Source organism: Pseudomonas sp. S3_B08 (genome assembly GCF_054667725.1).
This window is the reverse complement of the sequence record NZ_CP162750.1, coordinates 3,844,190-3,861,733: the sequence shown is the minus strand read 5'-3', so window position 1 is coordinate 3,861,733 and position 17,544 is coordinate 3,844,190. Positions and strand designations below refer to the sequence as shown.

The following is a 17,544-nucleotide window of genomic DNA, read 5'->3' as shown; positions in this document are numbered from 1 at the left end:
CGATCAGTGACGCGGATCGAAATCGCCGGAAAACAGCTCGTCTTCGGCATCCGGGGCGACCGGAATCTTGTGCTCTTCCGAGGCCCAGGCGCCGAGGTCGATCAGTTTGCAGCGGTCGGAGCAGAACGGACGGAATTTGTTCGCCGGGGTGAATTCGACGGGGGCGCCGCAGGTTGGGCATTCAACGGTTGGAATCTGGCTCATGCTTGGCCTCCGGATAAAGTCAGATAAAAGTGATGCAGACGCTCGACCTCGCTGTGCAGCCAGGCGAGGTCGCGGTCGTTGACGATCACGTCGTCGGCACGGCTCACGCGGTCTTCACGGCTCGATTGCGCCTTGAGGATCGCCTGCACCTGCGCTTCGCTGGTCTGGTCACGCTGCAAGGTGCGTTCGATCTGCAGTGGTTGCGGCGCATCGATGACCAGAATGCGCTGGGTCATCGCGTATTGCCCGGACTCGATCAGCAACGGTGAAACCAGAATCGCGTAAGGCGATTTTGCCTGCGCCAGATGATCAGCGATTTCTTCGCCGATCAACGGATGCAGCAGCGCTTCGAGCCAACGTCGCTGTTCGGGCTCTTCAAAAATCAGTTTGCGCAGGGCGGCACGGTCCAGCGTGCCATCGGACTGCAACACGCCGGAACCGAAGTGCTCGGCGATTTTCGCCAGCGCCGGACGCCCCGGCTCGACTACCCAGCGCGCCGCGTGATCGGCATCCACCACGTGCACGCCGAGGTCGATGAAGTGCTGCGCCGCCGCGCTTTTGCCGCTGCCGATGCCGCCGGTCAGGCCGAGGATCCAGGGTTTTTCCACAGGGGTATTCATTTCAAACCGACAGACTGCCAATAGAAGTCGGTTATTTGACCACCCCAGAGCAAGGCAATCCAGCCGGCAATTGCCAGAAAGGGTCCGAAGGGGATCGGCGTCGAGGTTTCCTGGGCGCGCAGACGCAGCATGACAACGCCCAATATCGCCCCCACCAGGGAAGATAGAAGAATCGTCAGCGGCAGAATCTGCCAGCCACCCCATGCGCCGAGCAAGGCCAACAGCTTGAAATCGCCATGGCCGATACCGTCCTTGCCGGTGAGCAGTTTGAACAGCCAGAACACCGACCACAGCGCCAGATAACCCGCGACCGCGCCCCACAACGCATCGGGCAACGCCACGAACACGCCGAAGCTGTTGACGATCAGCCCCAGCCACAGCAGCGGCAGCACCAGCACATCGGGCAGCAGCTGATGTTCGCAGTCGATCAGACTCATCGCCAGCAAGCCCCATGTCAGCAAGATCAGCAGACCTGCCGGCCAACCGAAGCCGAAATGCCAGGCAATGAATGCCGAGAGGACGCCGCAGGCCAGTTCGGTCAGCGGGTAACGTTTGCTGATCGGCGCCGAGCAGGCCGAGCAGCGACCGCGCAGCAGCAGATAACTGAGCAGCGGAATGTTTTCCCAAGGGCGGATCCGGTGTCCGCAATGCGGGCACGCGGAGTGCGGCAGCATCAGGTTGTAAGTCGGCACAGGCGTTTCAGTGGGCAGGCCGAGCACATCATGGGCCTGCTGGCGCCAGTCGCGCTCGAGCATCTTCGGCAGGCGCCAGACCACTACGTTGAGGAAGCTGCCGACCACCAGCCCGAGCAGCAGCGCGCTGACCACAAAGGCCAGCGGATACACGGCAAACAGTTCGTCGATAGGCATGTCAGATCGCTGAGCCGAGCTGGAAGATCGGCAGGTACATGGCCACCACCAGTCCACCGACGATGACCCCCAGCACCACCATGATGAACGGCTCCATCAGGCTGGTGAGGTTGTCGACCATGTTATCGACTTCCGCTTCATAAAAACCGGCGACCTTGTCGAGCATGTCATCCAGCGCGCCCGATTCCTCGCCGATGGCGGTCATCTGCACCGCCATGTTGGGAAACACACCGGTGCTGCGCATGGAGAAATTCAGTTGCATGCCGGTCGAGACGTCCTGCCGCACCCGCAACACCGCGCGCTTGAACACCACATTGCCGGTGGCACCGGCGACCGAATCCAGTGCTTCCACCAGCGGCACACCGGCTGCGAATGTGGTCGACAGGGTGCGGGCAAAACGTGCGACGGCGGACTTGTACATCAAAGTGCCTACCAGCGGCAGCTTCAGCAGCCAGGCATCGCGGCGGTCGCGCAGGGCCTGCGAAGTCTTCAACGCGTGGCGAGTGCCGAAAAACGCTGCCACCAGCGCAAAAAGAATCGCCCACCACCACTGCTGCATGAATTCCGACAGGCTGATGATCATCAGGGTGAAGCCCGGCAGTTCGGCGCCGAACCCGGAGAATACCGACTGGAACTGCGGCACCACTTTGACCAGCAGAATGCCGGTCACCACCGCCGCCACCAGCACCACCGCAGTAGGGTAAGTCATGGCCTTCTTGATCTTGGCCTTGAGCGCTTCGCTTTTTTCCTTATAGGTCGCCACACGTTCAAGCAAGGTGTCGAGGGCACCGGACTGTTCGCCGGCGTCGACCAGGTTGCAGTACAACTCGTCGAAGTATTGCGGTTTCTTGCGCAGGGCCGTAGCGAAGCTGTTACCGGCCGCGACCTCCTGTTTGACCTCGTCGACCAGTTTGCGCATGGCCGGATTTTCGAAGCCTTCGCCGATGATGTCGAAGGACTGCAACAGCGGTACACCGGCCTTCATCATCGTTGCCATCTGCCGGGTGAACAGGGCGATGTCCTGCGGTTTGATGCGTTTGCCGAAGGTCAGCAGGGACGCGGATTTCTTGCGCACCTTGCCCGGGTTGATCCCCTGTTTGCGCAGTTGCGCCTTGATCAGTGCGGGGTTCTGTCCGCTCAACTCGCCGCTGACTTTACTGCCTTTGCGGTCCGTGCCTTCCCAGGCGTAAATGCTGACTTTCGCTGCCTTGACCGCCATGTTCAATCCTTGGTGACCCGGTTGATTTCCTCAAGGCTGGTGATGCCTTGCATGGCCTTGTGCAGCCCGGAAGTGCGCAGATCGGCGAAACCGTCGTGGCGCATCTGAATATCGATTTCCAGCGAATTGCCCTCGGCCATGATCAACCGTTGCAGGTCCGGTGTGTTCTTTACCACTTCATAAATCCCCACGCGTCCTTTGTAACCGCCATTGCAGTGATCGCAACCGACCGGCTCGTAGATCGTGAAATGACCGATGCGTTCCTCGGGGAAGCCTTCCTTGAGCAAGGTTTCGTGCGGGATCTCCAGCGGCCGCTTGCAGTGTGCGCACAACTTGCGCGCCAGACGCTGGGCGATGATCAGGCTGACCGAGGTGGCGATGTTGAAACCGGGAATGCCCATGTTGTGCAGGCGTGTCAGGGTTTCCGCTGCGCTATTGGTGTGCAGGGTCGACAGCACCAGGTGGCCGGTCTGCGCAGCCTTGATTGCGATCTCGGCGGTTTCCAGGTCGCGGATCTCGCCGACCATGATCACGTCCGGGTCCTGACGCAGAAACGAGCGCAGCGCTTGGGCAAAGTCCAGCCCTTGGCGGGGATTGACGTTGACCTGATTGATACCTTCCATGTTGATTTCCACCGGATCTTCGGCGGTGGAAATATTGATGTCGACGGTGTTGAGGATGTTCAGCCCGGTGTACAGCGACACGGTTTTACCGGAGCCGGTGGGGCCGGTGACCAGAATCATCCCTTGCGGCTGTTTCAGCGCGGCCAGGTACAAGGCTTTTTGTTCGGCCTCGTAGCCCAGCGCATCGATGCCCATTTGTGCACTGGACGGGTCGAGAATCCGGATCACCACTTTTTCGCCCCACAGAGTCGGCAGGGTGTTGACGCGAAAATCGATGGATTTGCTTTTCGACAGGCGCATTTTGATGCGGCCGTCCTGAGGTTTGCGCCGTTCCGAGATATCCAGACTGGCCATTACCTTCAAGCGCGCGGCAATGCGCCCGGCCAACTGGATCGGCGGCTTGGCCACCTCGCGCAGCATGCCGTCGGTGCGCATGCGCACCCGATAGTTTTTTTCGTAGGGTTCGAAATGCAGGTCGGAAGAGCCGCTTTTGATCGCATCGAGCAGCATCTTGTGCACAAAACGTACGACCGGGGCGTCGTCGGCATCGAGGCCGCCGATCACGTCCTGTTTGTTGTCATCAATGGACTCGACGTCGAGGCCGTCGAGATCGACATCGGCCATTTCCTCCAGGCCCGAGGCATGGCTGTCGAAGAACTTGTCGATGGCGTCGCTGAGCTTGTCGTCCTCCACCAGAATCGCTTCGGTGCTCAGGCCGGTGCTGAACTGGATGTCGCTGATCGCCTGCTGATTGCTTGGGTCGGAAAGGCCCACGAACAATTTGTTGCCGCGCCGCCAGAGGGGCAGGGCGCAGTGCTGGCGAACCAGTTTCTCACTGACCAGGCCCTTGGGCTGAGTCTCTTTGTCGAGGCAATGCAGATCGAGCAGCGCCATGCCGAAATGTTCGGAAGCTATTTCGGCGATCTGCCGGCTGTTGACCAGTTTGTTGTGCACCAGGTAATTGACCAGCGACACGCGATTGCGCTGGGCCTGCGCCCAGGATTGCCGGGCGCTTGTTTCCGTGAGCAATTCGGCCTGGACCAATTGCTTGGCCAGACCGCTCAGAGCGATGTCATTCATGGGGATTCCGCACGCTTGCCGTTCATGACTTATAGCCTAGTCAAGTGACAGCGCCAAACACGGCCGGTGCAGGTGACAAAAAGTGTCAGATAGTGCGGTTGCGGGTTGTAGAAAACGGCGCAGGGGAATGGGCGCGCCCAGCAGACGGGGGCAAAAGGGCGTTGGCATGGGCTGTGCTGAGCCTTGTTCAGATCATGAGATTTCGACTCATGCATGGAGCGTGTCTATGAAAAAACAACAAGGCTTTACATTGATCGAGCTGCTGATCGTCGTGGCGATCATCGGCATTCTGGCGACTATCGCCCTGCCGCAGTATTCGAAGTATCAGGCGCGGTCGAAGGTGACGGCGGGGCTGGCGGAGATCAGCGCGATGAAGGTGCCGTTTGAAGACCTGATCAATCAGGGGACAAATCCAAGCTTGGCGGCGGTGAAAGGCGATAACGTCACCACTACCTCCAATTGCGCTCTGACTGCCTCAGGTACCGCTGCAGACGGAGCTGGAACGATTGTATGTACGTTGGCCAACGCGCCAGCGCCTGTATTGGGCAAAACCATCACGCTGACTCGTACGGCGGCCGGCGGCTGGAGTTGTGGCACTACGGTCGCTCCTGACTACTCGCCAAAAGGCTGCGCTGCCAGCGGGACTTGATCCATCTGTTGCACCCAGAATGCCCCGCATCGCGGGGCATTTTCATGTCCCGACCACTTAACAAAAGCACCAATAATTTCAGCAGCTTATGAACTTTCCGAAAAACCGCAACTTGCATGCGAAGATTCAACGAGTCATGCATTTTGCATGAAAATGAAAATCAGCGTTTCTCATAACTTGTTGTTTTAAAAGGATTTTATGCGGTCGAAAAAGTTGGCACAGCGTTCGCAATATCTCCGGTAACCCTGCTGACAAGCGTTACAGCAGACTTCCAGTAAAAACAGGAGTTACTCGTATGAAGAAGTTCGCTATCACTGCCGCTGCTACCGCTCTGACCCTGACCATGGCTGGTGGCGCTTTCGCCCAGTCCGCTCAGGCTACCCAGTCGCCAATGGTTCTGGCTGCCGGTGAAGCTACCGAAATTAAACAAGATACCAGCGACACCTGGATCACCACCAAGGTCAAAGCTGACCTGGTTACCGAAAAAGGCATTCCAGGCACCGACATCAAAGTTGAAACCAACCAAGGTGTTGTATCGCTGTCGTCGACCCAACCTGTGACTGCGGCTCAAAAAACCACCGCAGTGAACATTGCCAAGAAAATCAAAGGCGTTAAAGACGTATCTGCTGCTGGCCTGAAAGCCGAGTAAGGCAAGACTTCTCGCCTGAACCGGGAGAAGACGCGACAGACGGGCCGAGCAATACGTCTGCCGCAACTTTAGAGTTCATGCGAACGGTCACACGGATGTGACCATTACAGGCCCCGGCACTTGTGTCGGGGCCTGTTCTATTTTGGGCAATACCAATGTGGGAGCGAGCCTGCTCGCGAATGCGTATCGTCAGCCGACAAGTTCGTCAGTAGACAGACCGTATTCGCGAGCAGGCTCGCTCCCACAGGGTGAATTTCGTACGGCTTAATTACCGCGTTTGCTGTTGATCTGCCGCAAGCGGTTGCCTTCGAAGCGCAGGTATTGATACATGCCGTTGTTCGGGCCGTAGGTCCATTCCTCGACCTGAAACTCTTCGCGGCGATTGGCACTGCGCTTGTAGCCGAGCACATCGCGGCTGACCGGCTCGCCGCATTTTTGCAGCACTTCGCTGGCGCGGTCGCCGAGGCTGATCAATTGGCTGCCGCAGCGCAATGTATCCGACGCCGACGCATGGCCGGCGGCGCACGTCAGAGCAAGCACAGCCAGCCAGTTACGCACGGTCATTCGGCATCCAGGTGCATTTGCGTCACCACGCGGCCGTCGCTTTCGGCCTCGCCGAGGTTGGCGTCGATGAAGTACACGCGGTCATCCTCGAGCTTGCCCTTGTCGACCAGGTAATCCTTGATGGTGCTGGCGCGGTCCTGGCCCAACTGTCGCAACAGCACGTCGCTGCCACTCCAGAATGCGATCACGCCCTGGCGCATTTTCGCCGTGCGTTCTTCTTTGCCGAGGTCTTTCCATTCTGCCGGTGGCTGGGTTTTCAAGCGGGTGCGGTAGATGCCTTCGAGCAACGCGCCTTTCTCGCTTTCGGGCACTTGCAACAGCGAGGCCTGGGCCGGGACTTTGTCGCCACGGCGCTGGAGCATCTTGTAGTAGTTGTACTGATATTCGCGTTCCAGACGTTGTTCGGCGAGCAGTGGCCCGTCGCTGCTCTTCGCAGCAGTGCCTTCGATCTCCAGGCGCAGCGCCGGACGTTCCTTGAGTGCCTGCGACAGTTTCACCAGCGCCGCTTCGGCGTCTTTGCTCAGATCGCTGGAGCCCGGCGCGAAGGACACCGTGCCAAGGTCTTCGGAGCCGCCGCCACTGACCAGCCCGCCGATCATCTTGAACGGTGCGGCGGCCGCTTTGACGATCAGATTGCGCAGGGTCTGCCAGACGATCGGCATCACGCTGAACTGCGGATTATTCAGGTCGCCGGTCACTGGCAATTCGATGGAGATCTTGCCGTCGACGTCCTTGAGCAGGGCGATCGCCAGTTTCAGCGGCAGACTCACTGCATCAGGGCTGTCGACCTTCTCGCCCAGTTGCAGCTGCTCGACGACGACCTTGTTCTCGGCTTTCAACTGACCCTTGGTGATCAGGTAGTGTAGATCGAGGTTGAGCCGGCCCTTGCGGATGCGGTAGCCGGCGAATTTGCCGGAGTAGGGCGTCAGGGTCGTCAATTCGACGCGCTTGAAGCTGGTGGCGATGTCGAGGCTGGCCATCGGGTCGAACGGATTGACCGCACCCTTGATGGTCACCGGCGCATAACGGTCGACCTTGCCTTTGATGTCGACGCTGGCCGGTTTCGCCTGACGACTGTCGATGGTGCCGATCTGGCCGTTGAGCTGCTGCACGGCGGTGGCGAAATTCGGCGTCAGGCTGAAGTCGGCGAAGTTGGCCGAGCCGTCGTTGATCGCAATCGCACCGATGTGAATGCCCAGTGGTTTGTCCTTGCCGGGCGGTTTGGCTCCGGCAGGTTTGGCACCGCTGTCGGCCGGTTGCGGGATCAGCAGGTCGTCGACGTTGGTGGTGCGATCGTCGTTGATCATGAAGCGCACATACGGCTGCAACAGGTTGACCTTGTCAATCGACAGGCTGTCGCCGTGCTGATAATTGATGCCGTCGACCACGACTTGCTGCCATTTGAGGAAGTCGCGGGTCTTCAGCGTATCGAGGGTGTGCAGTTGATCGATCTGCGCGCGGCCGGTGACGCTGAGGGCCAGTGGTTCGGTGCTTTTCAGGTTGACCTTGAGGTCACTGCCGAGCATGCCGCTGCGCAGTTCCAGACGAATGAACGGGTTGATATAGGACTGCGCGACACGCAAGTCGACGTCCTGGGTTTTCACGTTCAGCTGCGCGTTGACCGGGGCCAGATTGACCGTGCCGTCGGCGCTGATCTTGCCTTGCTTGCCCAGGCCGCTGTCGAGTTTGAGCTTGAAAGGCGAGCCGTTGAGGCTGTCGAAATCCTGCAGGTCGACGTTCAGCGGAGTGATGTCCAGCGCCACCGCCGGTTGCGCCGAGCGGTCGGCCAGATGAACCGTGTAGTTGCGCAGTTGCACATCTTTGACCAGCACCTGCCATGGCTTGCTCGGGGCGCTTGGCTCAGGTTTCGGCGAGTCGGCGGCGGCCGGTGTATCCGCCGGTTCGGCAGCGGCTTTGGCAGCCGGTTTCGACGGTTGGCTGGCGAACAGCTTCTGCCAATCCAACTGGCCGTCGGCTTCCAGCGCTGCCCAGGTTTCCAGTTTGTTGCTGCGGATCTTGCCGACCACCACTTGCTGCTTGGCCAGGTCCAGCGAGGTTTCGCTGACGTCGAGGCGTTCGAGCCTGGCCAGCGGACGTCCGTCCGGAGCCTTGATGGCGAACGGCGCAATGCTCACCGCGACGTTGTTCAGCAGCAGTTCGGTCTGTTTCGACAGGTTGAGTTTGTACTCAGTGCTGAGGCTGACCACGCCGTTTTCCAGCACCAGCGGCACGGCGTCACGCACGTAAGGCCAGAAGGATTTCATCTGGCCATCGGTGACTTTCAGGGTGCCTTCGGAGGTGAACGGGATCAGGCTGAAATTGCCGGTCCAGTCGATCCTCCCGCCAGCGGGGCCGATGGCGACGAGGGTCATGTCGGCGCTGTCCTCGGGCAAAGTGCTGAGGTTTTTCAGCTCGAAACTGAGGTCGTCGTAAAGAAATTCGATCGGCTCGCTGGGCCGCATATCCTCGAAATGCACCACACCGCCGGCCAGTTTGATGTTGTCGATACGCAGCGGGAATGGCTTGGCGTCGGGATCGGCGGGTGTCGGCTCGCTCGGCGGCACGTTGAACAGGCCGAGCAGGTTGAGCTTGCCGTCCTTGGCGAAGAGGATTTCGCTTTTGGGTTTGTCCAGTTCGATGTCGGACAGATGCAGCGCTTTGGTCCACAGGCTGTCGATTTGCAGGTTGGCATAGAGGCGATCGAAGCCGACCTGCTCCTTGCCCGGCTCGCCGATGACCAGGCCCCAGAGGGTGACCTCAAGGCTGAAGGGGTTGAGTTCGATGCGCTGCAGATGCGCCGGCACCGTCGCGTAGTTCGCCAGTTGCTGGTTGGCCACGCGCAAGGCAATGCCCGGCAGGATCAGAAACCCCAGCAGGCTGTAGAGGGCCAGGGCTGTCAGCAGTGCGCCAATCGCGCGAATCAATCCTTTGGGCATGTGCGGCTTCATCTGTCTGAATCGGAGTGCCTTGGAGTATGGCACGCGATTCTGGTTCCGAAGTGCTTGATGTGGGACAGGATTGTTCAGAAATTTCTGTAGGAACAGATACCCATTGTAGGAGTGAGCCTGCTCGCGAATGCGCTGGTTCAGTGAAAAACAAGTCGACTGACACTGCGCTTTCGCGAGCAGGCTCGCTCCCACAGGGGAATGTAATCGCTCATGCTTGAGGGATTAGAGCTGCAAAATCAGTGTCTTCAACGGTGGCTGCTGGTCCCGCGAGGGGAAGTCCGCACCCGGGGTCATCACGCTCCATTCGCGCACCGGGCGGCCGGCCTTTTCGGCGCAGCGCAGCACTTGTTCGCGCCAGTCGTCCATGCTGACTTTCGCCAGGTTGTTGCAGCAGATCAGTACGCCGTTGTCAGCGGTGGTCAGCAGCGCGGGTTTGAGCAGGCTCTGATAATCGCGCAGCAGATCGACGGTGCCGAACGCACTTTTGGCCCACGCCGGCGGGTCGAGCAGGACCAGATCGTATTGGCGCTGTTCGAGGCGCTGATAGCTCGGCAGCTTCTGCCCGCGCCGCACGCTGATCGGCAGGCCAGCGAGCTGGCGGATCGCCGGGAAGTAATCGGACTGAATGAATTGCATCTCCGGCAGTTGCGGGTTGAGCAAACCATTCTCCCGACCGACCGCCAGATTGCCCTCGGCAAAGTCCAGGTTGCACACCTCGCGCGCACCGCCCGCCGCTGCACTGAGGCCAACGCCACAGGTGTAGGCGAAGAGGTTGAGCACGCTTTTGCCTTGCGCGTGGTCCTTGACCCAGCCACGGGTGTTGCGCAGGTCGAGGAACAGCAGCGGATCCTGCCCGGCATGACGCCCGCGCACTCGATAGTTCAGACCCCATTCATGCCCGACCAGATCGGCCAGTGCAGCGTCATCGGCTTTATAGACGCTGTCTTCGCGATCGATCCGCGAGTTGCCATGGGAACGGTCGTTGTAGACCAGCAGGCTGTCGAAGCCCAGGGTCTGGTTGACCATGGCGTGCAGTTGCAACAGTTCATCACGTTCGAGCGTCTGGTGAAAACTCTGCACCAGCAATTGCGGGCCGTAGCGGTCGATGGTCAGGCCGCCGGCGCCTTCCTGGCTGCCGTGGAACAGCCGATAGCAATCGGTGCCCTGGCTGTGCAGCGCAGCGAGCAGGTCCTGGCGTTGATCGAGGGCGGCGCGCAGCGCCTGATTCAAGGAAGACATGCGGGCGCCTTGCTGAGGGGAATTGGGGCGCGGGAGTTTAACAGTTTGCCGGGGGATCGCGTGATGGCCCTTCGCGAGCGAGCTCGCTGCCACATGTGCAATGCGATCACCTGTGGCAGCGAGCCTGCTCGCGAAGCTATTGATTCAAACGTTTATCAACGAGGTCCTGCACCACACTCGGATCTGCCAGGGTCGAAGTATCGCCAAGGCTGTCGAGCTCATTGCAGGCAATCTTGCGCAAAATCCGCCGCATGATCTTGCCCGAACGGGTCTTGGGCAATGCCGGCGCCCACTGGATCAGGTCCGGTTTGGCGAAGCTGCCGATTTCCTTGCTGACATGCGCCAGCAGGTCTTTCTTCAGCTCTTCGTTGGCCTCGGTGCCGTTCATTGGCGTCACGAATGCGTAGATGCCCTGGCCTTTGACGTCGTGGGGATAACCGACCACGGCGGCTTCGGCGATGCTGTCGTGCAGCACCAGGGCGCTTTCCACTTCGGCGGTGCCGATGCGGTGGCCGGAAACGTTGATCACGTCGTCGATGCGTCCGGTGATCCAGTAATCGCCGTCCTCGTCGCGGCGGGCGCCGTCGCCAGTGAAGTAATAGCCGGGGTAGGGTTTGAAGTAGGTGTCGATCATCCGCTGCGGATCGCCGTAGACGCTGCGAATCTGCGCCGGCCAGCTGGATTTGATCGCCAGCACGCCGCTGCCGGCGCCTTTGATTTCCTTGCCGGCTTCGTCAAGCAATACCGGTTGCACGCCGAACATCGGTTGCGTCGCGCAGCCGGGTTTGATCCGTTGGGCGCTGACCAGCGGGCTGAGCATGATGCCGCCGGTTTCGGTCTGCCACCAGGTGTCGACGATCGGGCAGCGCTGTTCACCGACAGCATTGAAATACCATTCCCACGCTTCCGGGTTGATCGGCTCACCGACGCTGCCGAGCAATCTGAGGCTGGCGCGCGAAGTTTCCTTCAATGGTCCGGCGCCTTCGCGCATCAGCGCGCGCAGGGCGGTGGGTGCGGTGTAGAAAATGTTGACCTTGTGCTTGTCGATGACCTGCCAGAAGCGCGAACTGCTCGGGTAGCTCGGCACGCCTTCGAACATCAGTGTGGTCGCACCGTTGGCCAGCGGCCCGTAGACGATGTAACTGTGGCCGGTGACCCAGCCGACGTCGGCGGTGCACCAGAACACTTCGCCGTCGCGGTAGTCCAGCACATACTTGAAGGTCATTGCTGCTTGCAGCAGATAGCCGCCGGTGGTGTGCAACACGCCTTTGGGTTTGCCGGTGCTGCCGGAGGTGTAGAGGATGAACAGCGGATCTTCGGCGTCCATCGGTTCCGGCGGGCAGTCATCGCTGACCTCGCGCACAGCCTGGTGATACCAAAGGTCACGGCCTTCGACCCAATCGACTTGGCCCTGAGTGCGCTCGACGACCACCACGGTGCTGACGTTCGGGCAGCTTTGCAGGGCTTTGTCGACGTTGTTTTTCAGTGGCACGAAGCGGCCGCCACGTACGCCCTCATCGGCGGTGATCACGGTACGGCAGTCGGCGTCGAGAATTCGATCACGCAGGGAATCCGGGGAAAATCCGCCGAACACCACCGAATGAATCGCGCCGATTCGCGCGCAGGCGAGCATGGCGTAGGCGGCTTCGGGGATCATCGGCATGTAGATGCACACCCGATCGCCTTTCTTCACGCCACGGCTTTTCAGTACGTTGGCCAGACGGCAGACGTGGTGATGGAGTTTGTTGTAAGTGATCTGCGCCGATTCGGCAGGATCGTCGCCTTCCCAGAGCAGGGCGGTCTGTTCGCCGCGTTGCTTGAGGTGACGGTCGATGCAGTTGTAGCTGACGTTGAGCTTGCCGCCGGCAAACCAGGCCGCTTCACCGGTCTTCAGGTCATAGCGCTGAACGGTCTGCCACGGCGTGCTCCAATCGAGGAAGCGCGTGGCCTGCTCGGCCCAGAAGGCGCTGGGGTGTTCAATCGATTCGCGGTACAGGCGCCGATACTCGTCCTGGCTCAACTGAGCGGCCTGGCGCACGGCATCGGCTTTGGGGAACGTGCTGATATCGAACATGACGGTTCCTTATTCTTGTGGTGCGACACGAATAAAGATGCGCCGAGCGCTGCACAGGTTCAAGTCATGTGCCAAAACAACTGTGGGAGCGAGCCTGCTCGCGAAGGCGGAATGTCAGTCAACGAAGGTGTTGAATGAAGAACCGCTTTCGCGAGAAGGCTCGCTCCCACAGGGGAACAGCGTTGTGCCCGAAGGCTTTTATCAGCCGCGATGACGCCCACGGAAGTAGTTGATCAGGCCTTGAGTCGAGGCATCGTCAGCCACGGTCTCGTCGCTGCCGACCAGACGGTTGTAGACGCCTTTGCCCAATTCCTTGCCCAGTTCCACACCCCACTGGTCGAAGGCGTTGATGCCCCAGACCACGCTTTGCACGAACACTTTGTGCTCATACATCGCCACCAGGGCGCCAAGGCGACGCGGGCTGATGCGTTCCACCACCAAGGTGTTGCTCGGACGATTGCCCGGGATCACCTTGTGCGGCGCCAGTTTGCGCACGTCGTCTTCGCCCATGCCTTTGTCGCGCAGCTCGGCTTCGGCTTCCGGCAGGGTCTTGCCGAGCATCAGCGCCTGGCTCTGCGACAGGCAGTTGGCGTACAGCCACTGGTGATGGTCGGAAACCGGGTTGAAGCTGACGATCGGCACGATGAAGTCGGCCGGGATCAGTTGGGTGCCCTGGTGCAGCAACTGGTGATAAGCGTGCTGACCGTTGCAGCCGACGCCGCCCCAGATCACCGGGCCGGTATCGGTCGACACCGAGGTGCCGTCCTGACGCACGCTCTTGCCGTTGGACTCCATGTCCAGCTGTTGCAAGTGCTTGGTGATGTTGCGCAGGTAGTGGTCGTACGGCAGGATCGCGTGGCTTTGCGCACCCCAGAAGTTGCCGTACCAGACGCCGAGCAGGGCCAGCAGCACCGGCATGTTCTGTTCGAACGGCGCGGTCTGGAAATGCTGGTCCATGGTGTAGGCACCGGACAGCAGTTCCTTGAAGTTGGACATGCCGATGGCCAGTGCGATCGGCAAACCGATGGCCGACCACAGCGAGTAACGCCCGCCGACCCAGTCCCACATCGGGAAGATGTTTTCTTCGCGAATCCCGAAAGCCACAGCGGCGGCGTTGTTGCTCGACACAGCGATGAAGTGGCGATACAGCTCGGCTTCGGAACCGCCCTGCGCCAGGTACCAGGCGCGTGCGGCCTGCGCGTTCTTCAGGGTTTCGAGGGTGTTGAACGACTTCGACGAAACGATGAACAGCGTGGTCTCGGCGCGCAGTTTCTGCGTCAGCTCATGGAATTCGCTGCCGTCGATGTTTGCCAGATAGTGGCAACGTACGCCTTTCTGCGCGTAGGACAGCAGTGCTTCGGACACCAGCTCAGGACCGAGGAACGAACCACCGATACCGATGTTGACCACGTCGGTGATCGGCTTCTCGGTGTAACCGCGCCACAAGCCATCATGAATTCGGCCAACCAGATCGGTGATCTGGTTCAGCACCTTGTGCACTTCCGGCATCACGTTGACGCCGTTGACCGACAATTTGTCGCCGACCGGGCGGCGCAGGGCGGTGTGCAGTGCCGGGCGGCCTTCGGAGGCATTGACGATTTCGCCGTCGAACAGCGCTTTGATCGCGCCCTTCAGATCGACTTCATTGGCCAGGCCCACGAGCAGGTTGCGGGTCTCGGCGTTGATCAAATTCTTCGAATAATCGAGAAACAGACCGCAGCTACTGAGGGTGAACTGATTGAAACGCTGCGGATCGGCGTTGAAGGCTTCGCGCATGCTGAAATCCTGCATGGCTTGGCGGTGATCTTTCAACGCTTGCCAGGCGGGCAGAGCGGTAACGTCGTGAGGAGTGCGGTAGTACGCCATCGCTGCGGTTTTCCTTTTTACTTGAACGGCCTTTTGAACACGGTACAGATCAACCACGGGTTTTAGCGCATGGGATCAACTGCGTCGACACGAGATCTGGACACAGGGCGAATACAGTAAACCTCGCGCTGCGTTCTGTCTTGACTTTGTCTGACCAGATCCCTGTACTTTTTTAACATCCGCAGAGGAATCTGGCCGACAAACGGAGGTGCCCGGAAGACTTTCGCCCAACCGGCATGCACCGGAAACACATGTGGGAGCGAGCCTGCTCGCGAAGGCGTGGTGTCAGGCAACTTATAAGTCGCTGATACGCCGCCTTCGCGAGCAGGCTCGCTCCCACAGGGAAATTCGTTGCTTGCTTAAATCGGGCTATCGAGATTCAGGTGCAGGTTGTCGATCAACCGCGTGGTGCCGAGGAACGCCGCTACCAGAATCACCAGATCGCGGTCTTCCGCCGTCGCCGGACGCAAGGTCAGGCTATGACGGATCTCCAGATAGTCCGGACGCAGCCCCGCCGCTTCCAGCACCTGCAACTGCGCAGCGATCAGCGCTGGGTAATCACGCTCACCTTGTTTGATCGATTCGGCGATGCTGCTCAGCACGCGATACACCACCGGTGCCACGGCGCGCTGGTCTTCACTGAGGAAGCCGTTGCGCGACGACAGCGCCAGACCGTCCGCAGCACGTACGGTTGGCTCGCCGATGATCTGGATCGGCATGTTCAGGTCATGCACCAGTGCGCGGATCACCGCCAGTTGCTGGTAATCCTTCTGGCCGAAGATCGCCAGGTCCGGTTGGACCATGTTGAACAGCTTGCTGACTACGGTCGCCACACCTTCGAAGTGCCCCGGACGGCTGGCACCACACAGGCCTTCGGACAATTGCGGCACGCTGACCCGGGTTTGGCCGGCCATGCCGTCCGGGTACATCTCTTCAACCGTCGGCGCGAACAGCAGGTCGCAACCGGCTTCGAGGAGCTTTTCCTGATCGGCGGCGAGGGTGCGCGGGTATTTGTCGAGGTCTTCGCCGGCGCCGAACTGCAGCGGGTTGACGAAAATACTCGCGACGACGAAATCGACTCGCTGGGTAGCTTTGGTGATCAGTGCGACGTGGCCGCTGTGCAGGTTGCCCATGGTCGGCACGAAGCCGATGCGCTTGCCTTCACTGCGCGCGCGCGCGACGGCGGCACGCAGTTCGCGTACGGTTTTGACGGTGTTCATGCAGAGAATCCGTGTTCGATGCCGGGAAACGTGGTGGCTTTGACTTCACTGACGTAAGCCTTCAGCGCGGCCTGGATGCTGTCCTGACCTTGCATGAAGTTCTTGACGAATTTGGGTACGCGGCCGGTGATCGACAGGCCGAGCATGTCGTGCAATACCAGTACCTGGCCGTCGGTGGCGTTGCCGGCACCGATACCGATCACCGGAATGCCCACGGCCTGGCTGATTTCTGCTGCCAGTTCGCTCGGCACGCACTCGAGCAACAGCATGGCCGCACCGGCCTGCTCCAGCGCGATCGCATCGGCACGCATCTGCCGCGCCTGGTTCTCATTGCGGCCCTGCACCTTATAGCCACCGAGGATGTTCACCGCTTGCGGGGTCAGGCCCATGTGCGCGCACACCGGCACTCCACGTTCGGCGAGCAGACGGATCGACTCCGCCAGCCACAGCTGACCTTCTACCTTTACCATGTGCGCGCCAGCCTGCATCAGCACGGCGCTGTTGTTCATGGTCTGTTCGAGGGTGGCGTTGGCCATGAACGGCAGGTCGGCGAGGATCAGGGCATCGCCATTGCCACGCTTGACGCTGGCGACGTGATAGGCCATTTCCGCCGTGGTCACTGGCAGGGTGCTGTCGTGCCCCTGCAGGACCATACCCAGGGAGTCGCCGACCAGCAGCACTTCGACACCGGCCTCATTGCAGGCATGGGCGAAGGTCGCGTCATAGCAGGTCAGCATGGTGATTTTTTCACCTTTCTGCTTGAGGCTCTGGAGCGTGGTCAGGGTGATGGCTGGCATGTAAAAAATCCTCGTTCAGGCGCTCTGGAAACTGCTGCGAGTCACGCGCGTGATTCTTCATCTACTCAGGCGCACGGTCTTGTGTCGTGCTTTGAAAGGCCTGGATTGCGCCCGTTCATGCCGGGTTGGCGGCAGCGGGACGCCTATAGTCGTGATGAGCCAACAGGAAGTCAATTGCGTGTGTTACCGCCTTGTTACGCGGGCGGTGTTACCGGCGTTACTGATGCGATTCAGCGGCGCGGCGGGCCTGATTGGGGGGATTTTTGTCTGACAAAAACTGGAGATTGGCAGGTGACCTGTGGCGAGGGGATTTATCCCCGTTGGGTCGCGGAGCGGCCCCATGTTTGTATACGGCTTGGTCAGATTTGGGCCTGCTTCGCAGTCCAGCGGGGATAAATCCCCTCGCCACATAACCACATTTCACAGAAGATTTTTGTCAGGGCTGGGAGAGGCGTTCGAGGCCGACGAATGGGCAGGCGGCCAGCAGGGCGGGAAGGGTGCGGCCATCGGCGAGACGCAGATCCTGCGGCGCCAGCTCAGCCAAGGGATAGAGAACGAACGCCCGCTCCTGAATCTGGTAATGCGGGACTTTCAGCCGTGGCTCGTCGATCAGGCGATCGCCGAACAGCAGAATATCCAGATCCAGCGTGCGTGGTCCCCAGCGTTCCAGACGTTCGCGGCCCTGAGCGTTTTCGATCGCCTGCAAGGCGTCGAGCAACTCGATCGGTGCGAGCGAGCTGTCGAGGGCGGCGACAGCGTTGGTGTAGCGCGGCTGGCCCGGCAACAGTGAATCGCTTTGATAAAAGGCTGAAACGCCGGCAAGACTCGTCTGCGGCAATTGCCCCAGCGCCGCGATGGCGCTGCGCAGCTGGTCGGCCGGGTCAGCGAGGTTGCTGCCCAGACCAATGTAGATGCGTTCCATC

At 60.2% G+C, this 17,544-nt stretch carries 15 protein-coding genes; 2 read left to right on the top strand and 13 right to left on the bottom strand.

Going from position 1 to position 17,544, the window contains the following annotated elements; all coding sequences use genetic code 11:
• Window positions 1-3: 3 nt before the first annotated feature.
• From yacG to pilB, 5 genes are read right to left on the bottom strand one after another with little or no spacing between them, the layout of a single operon-like run.
• Window positions 4-204: a DNA gyrase inhibitor YacG gene (gene yacG / locus AB4N73_RS17425; RefSeq protein ID WP_016773149.1), complete on the bottom strand. Its 201-nt coding sequence runs from the start codon at window positions 202-204 to the stop codon at window positions 4-6.
• Window positions 201-824 (bottom strand): dephospho-CoA kinase, encoded by a 624-nt coding sequence (gene coaE / locus AB4N73_RS17420; RefSeq protein WP_460142362.1) that lies wholly within the window; start codon window positions 822-824, stop codon window positions 201-203. The genes yacG and coaE overlap by 4 nt, the downstream gene beginning before the upstream one ends.
• A complete protein-coding gene (locus AB4N73_RS17415) occupies window positions 821-1,693 on the bottom strand; it encodes a prepilin peptidase (protein WP_460142361.1) in 873 nt (290 codons plus the stop codon). Before AB4N73_RS17415 ends, coaE begins: the two co-directional genes overlap by 4 nt.
• 1 nt (window position 1,694) lies before the next feature.
• Entirely contained in the window at window positions 1,695-2,912 is a 1,218-nt protein-coding gene (locus AB4N73_RS17410; RefSeq protein ID WP_150638505.1) for a type II secretion system F family protein, read from the bottom strand.
• Window positions 2,913-2,914: 2 nt separating this feature from the next.
• Window positions 2,915-4,615 carry a type IV-A pilus assembly ATPase PilB gene (gene pilB / locus AB4N73_RS17405; RefSeq protein ID WP_217878831.1) on the bottom strand — a complete coding sequence of 567 codons (1,701 nt, stop codon included), beginning with the start codon at window positions 4,613-4,615 and terminating at the stop codon, window positions 2,915-2,917.
• 226 nt (window positions 4,616-4,841) lie between these two features.
• Here pilB and AB4N73_RS17400 point away from each other — a divergent pair, with 226 nt between their 5' ends.
• Window positions 4,842-5,264, top strand: coding sequence for a pilin (locus tag AB4N73_RS17400; RefSeq protein WP_252876912.1), 423 nt, complete (start codon window positions 4,842-4,844; stop codon window positions 5,262-5,264).
• A 295-nt stretch (window positions 5,265-5,559) separates the two neighbouring features.
• Window positions 5,560-5,913 (top strand): BON domain-containing protein, encoded by a 354-nt coding sequence (locus tag AB4N73_RS17395; RefSeq protein WP_323621400.1) that lies wholly within the window; start codon window positions 5,560-5,562, stop codon window positions 5,911-5,913.
• Between the two features lie 264 nt (window positions 5,914-6,177).
• On the opposite strand, the gene AB4N73_RS17390 is transcribed toward AB4N73_RS17395, so the two are convergent.
• From AB4N73_RS17390 to folK, 8 genes are all read right to left on the bottom strand, one after another.
• Complete coding sequence (locus tag AB4N73_RS17390) at window positions 6,178-6,477, bottom strand: DUF2845 domain-containing protein (RefSeq protein WP_039761633.1); 300 nt, start codon at window positions 6,475-6,477, stop codon at window positions 6,178-6,180.
• Window positions 6,474-9,425 carry a DUF748 domain-containing protein gene (locus AB4N73_RS17385; protein ID WP_460142360.1) on the bottom strand — a complete coding sequence of 984 codons (2,952 nt, stop codon included), beginning with the start codon at window positions 9,423-9,425 and terminating at the stop codon, window positions 6,474-6,476. Before AB4N73_RS17385 ends, AB4N73_RS17390 begins: the two co-directional genes overlap by 4 nt.
• A 222-nt stretch (window positions 9,426-9,647) precedes the next feature.
• Entirely contained in the window at window positions 9,648-10,664 is a 1,017-nt protein-coding gene (locus tag AB4N73_RS17380; RefSeq protein WP_460142359.1) for a class I SAM-dependent rRNA methyltransferase, read from the bottom strand.
• Between the two features lie 136 nt (window positions 10,665-10,800).
• Window positions 10,801-12,738, bottom strand: coding sequence for an acetate--CoA ligase (acs, locus tag AB4N73_RS17375; protein WP_150638513.1), 1,938 nt, complete (start codon window positions 12,736-12,738; stop codon window positions 10,801-10,803).
• 201 nt (window positions 12,739-12,939) lie between these two features.
• Window positions 12,940-14,604, bottom strand: coding sequence for a glucose-6-phosphate isomerase (pgi, locus tag AB4N73_RS17370; RefSeq protein WP_016773160.1), 1,665 nt, complete (start codon window positions 14,602-14,604; stop codon window positions 12,940-12,942).
• A gap of 359 nt (window positions 14,605-14,963) precedes the next feature.
• A complete protein-coding gene (gene panC, locus AB4N73_RS17365; RefSeq protein WP_460142358.1) occupies window positions 14,964-15,824 on the bottom strand; it encodes a pantoate--beta-alanine ligase in 861 nt (286 codons plus the stop codon).
• Window positions 15,821-16,621 carry a 3-methyl-2-oxobutanoate hydroxymethyltransferase gene (gene panB / locus AB4N73_RS17360; protein WP_460142357.1) on the bottom strand — a complete coding sequence of 267 codons (801 nt, stop codon included), beginning with the start codon at window positions 16,619-16,621 and terminating at the stop codon, window positions 15,821-15,823. Before panB ends, panC begins: the two co-directional genes overlap by 4 nt.
• A gap of 436 nt (window positions 16,622-17,057) precedes the next feature.
• A complete protein-coding gene (gene folK / locus AB4N73_RS17355) occupies window positions 17,058-17,543 on the bottom strand; it encodes a 2-amino-4-hydroxy-6-hydroxymethyldihydropteridine diphosphokinase (protein WP_256810984.1) in 486 nt (161 codons plus the stop codon).
• Window position 17,544 lies beyond the last annotated feature (1 nt).

Coding starts and splice junctions, on each gene's coding strand:
- yacG (WP_016773149.1), bottom strand. CDS start 204: ATGAGCCAGATTCCAACCGTTGAATGCCCAACCTGCGGCGCCCCCGTC.
- coaE (WP_460142362.1), bottom strand. CDS start 824: ATGAATACCCCTGTGGAAAAACCCTGGATCCTCGGCCTGACCGGCGGC.
- AB4N73_RS17415 (WP_460142361.1), bottom strand. CDS start 1,693: ATGCCTATCGACGAACTGTTTGCCGTGTATCCGCTGGCCTTTGTGGTC.
- AB4N73_RS17410 (WP_150638505.1), bottom strand. CDS start 2,912: ATGGCGGTCAAGGCAGCGAAAGTCAGCATTTACGCCTGGGAAGGCACG.
- pilB (WP_217878831.1), bottom strand. CDS start 4,615: ATGAATGACATCGCTCTGAGCGGTCTGGCCAAGCAATTGGTCCAGGCC.
- AB4N73_RS17400 (WP_252876912.1), top strand. CDS start 4,842: ATGAAAAAACAACAAGGCTTTACATTGATCGAGCTGCTGATCGTCGTG.
- AB4N73_RS17395 (WP_323621400.1), top strand. CDS start 5,560: ATGAAGAAGTTCGCTATCACTGCCGCTGCTACCGCTCTGACCCTGACC.
- AB4N73_RS17390 (WP_039761633.1), bottom strand. CDS start 6,477: ATGACCGTGCGTAACTGGCTGGCTGTGCTTGCTCTGACGTGCGCCGCC.
- AB4N73_RS17385 (WP_460142360.1), bottom strand. CDS start 9,425: ATGAAGCCGCACATGCCCAAAGGATTGATTCGCGCGATTGGCGCACTG.
- AB4N73_RS17380 (WP_460142359.1), bottom strand. CDS start 10,664: ATGTCTTCCTTGAATCAGGCGCTGCGCGCCGCCCTCGATCAACGCCAG.
- acs (WP_150638513.1), bottom strand. CDS start 12,738: ATGTTCGATATCAGCACGTTCCCCAAAGCCGATGCCGTGCGCCAGGCC.
- pgi (WP_016773160.1), bottom strand. CDS start 14,604: ATGGCGTACTACCGCACTCCTCACGACGTTACCGCTCTGCCCGCCTGG.
- panC (WP_460142358.1), bottom strand. CDS start 15,824: ATGAACACCGTCAAAACCGTACGCGAACTGCGTGCCGCCGTCGCGCGC.
- panB (WP_460142357.1), bottom strand. CDS start 16,621: ATGCCAGCCATCACCCTGACCACGCTCCAGAGCCTCAAGCAGAAAGGT.
- folK (WP_256810984.1), bottom strand. CDS start 17,543: ATGGAACGCATCTACATTGGTCTGGGCAGCAACCTCGCTGACCCGGCC.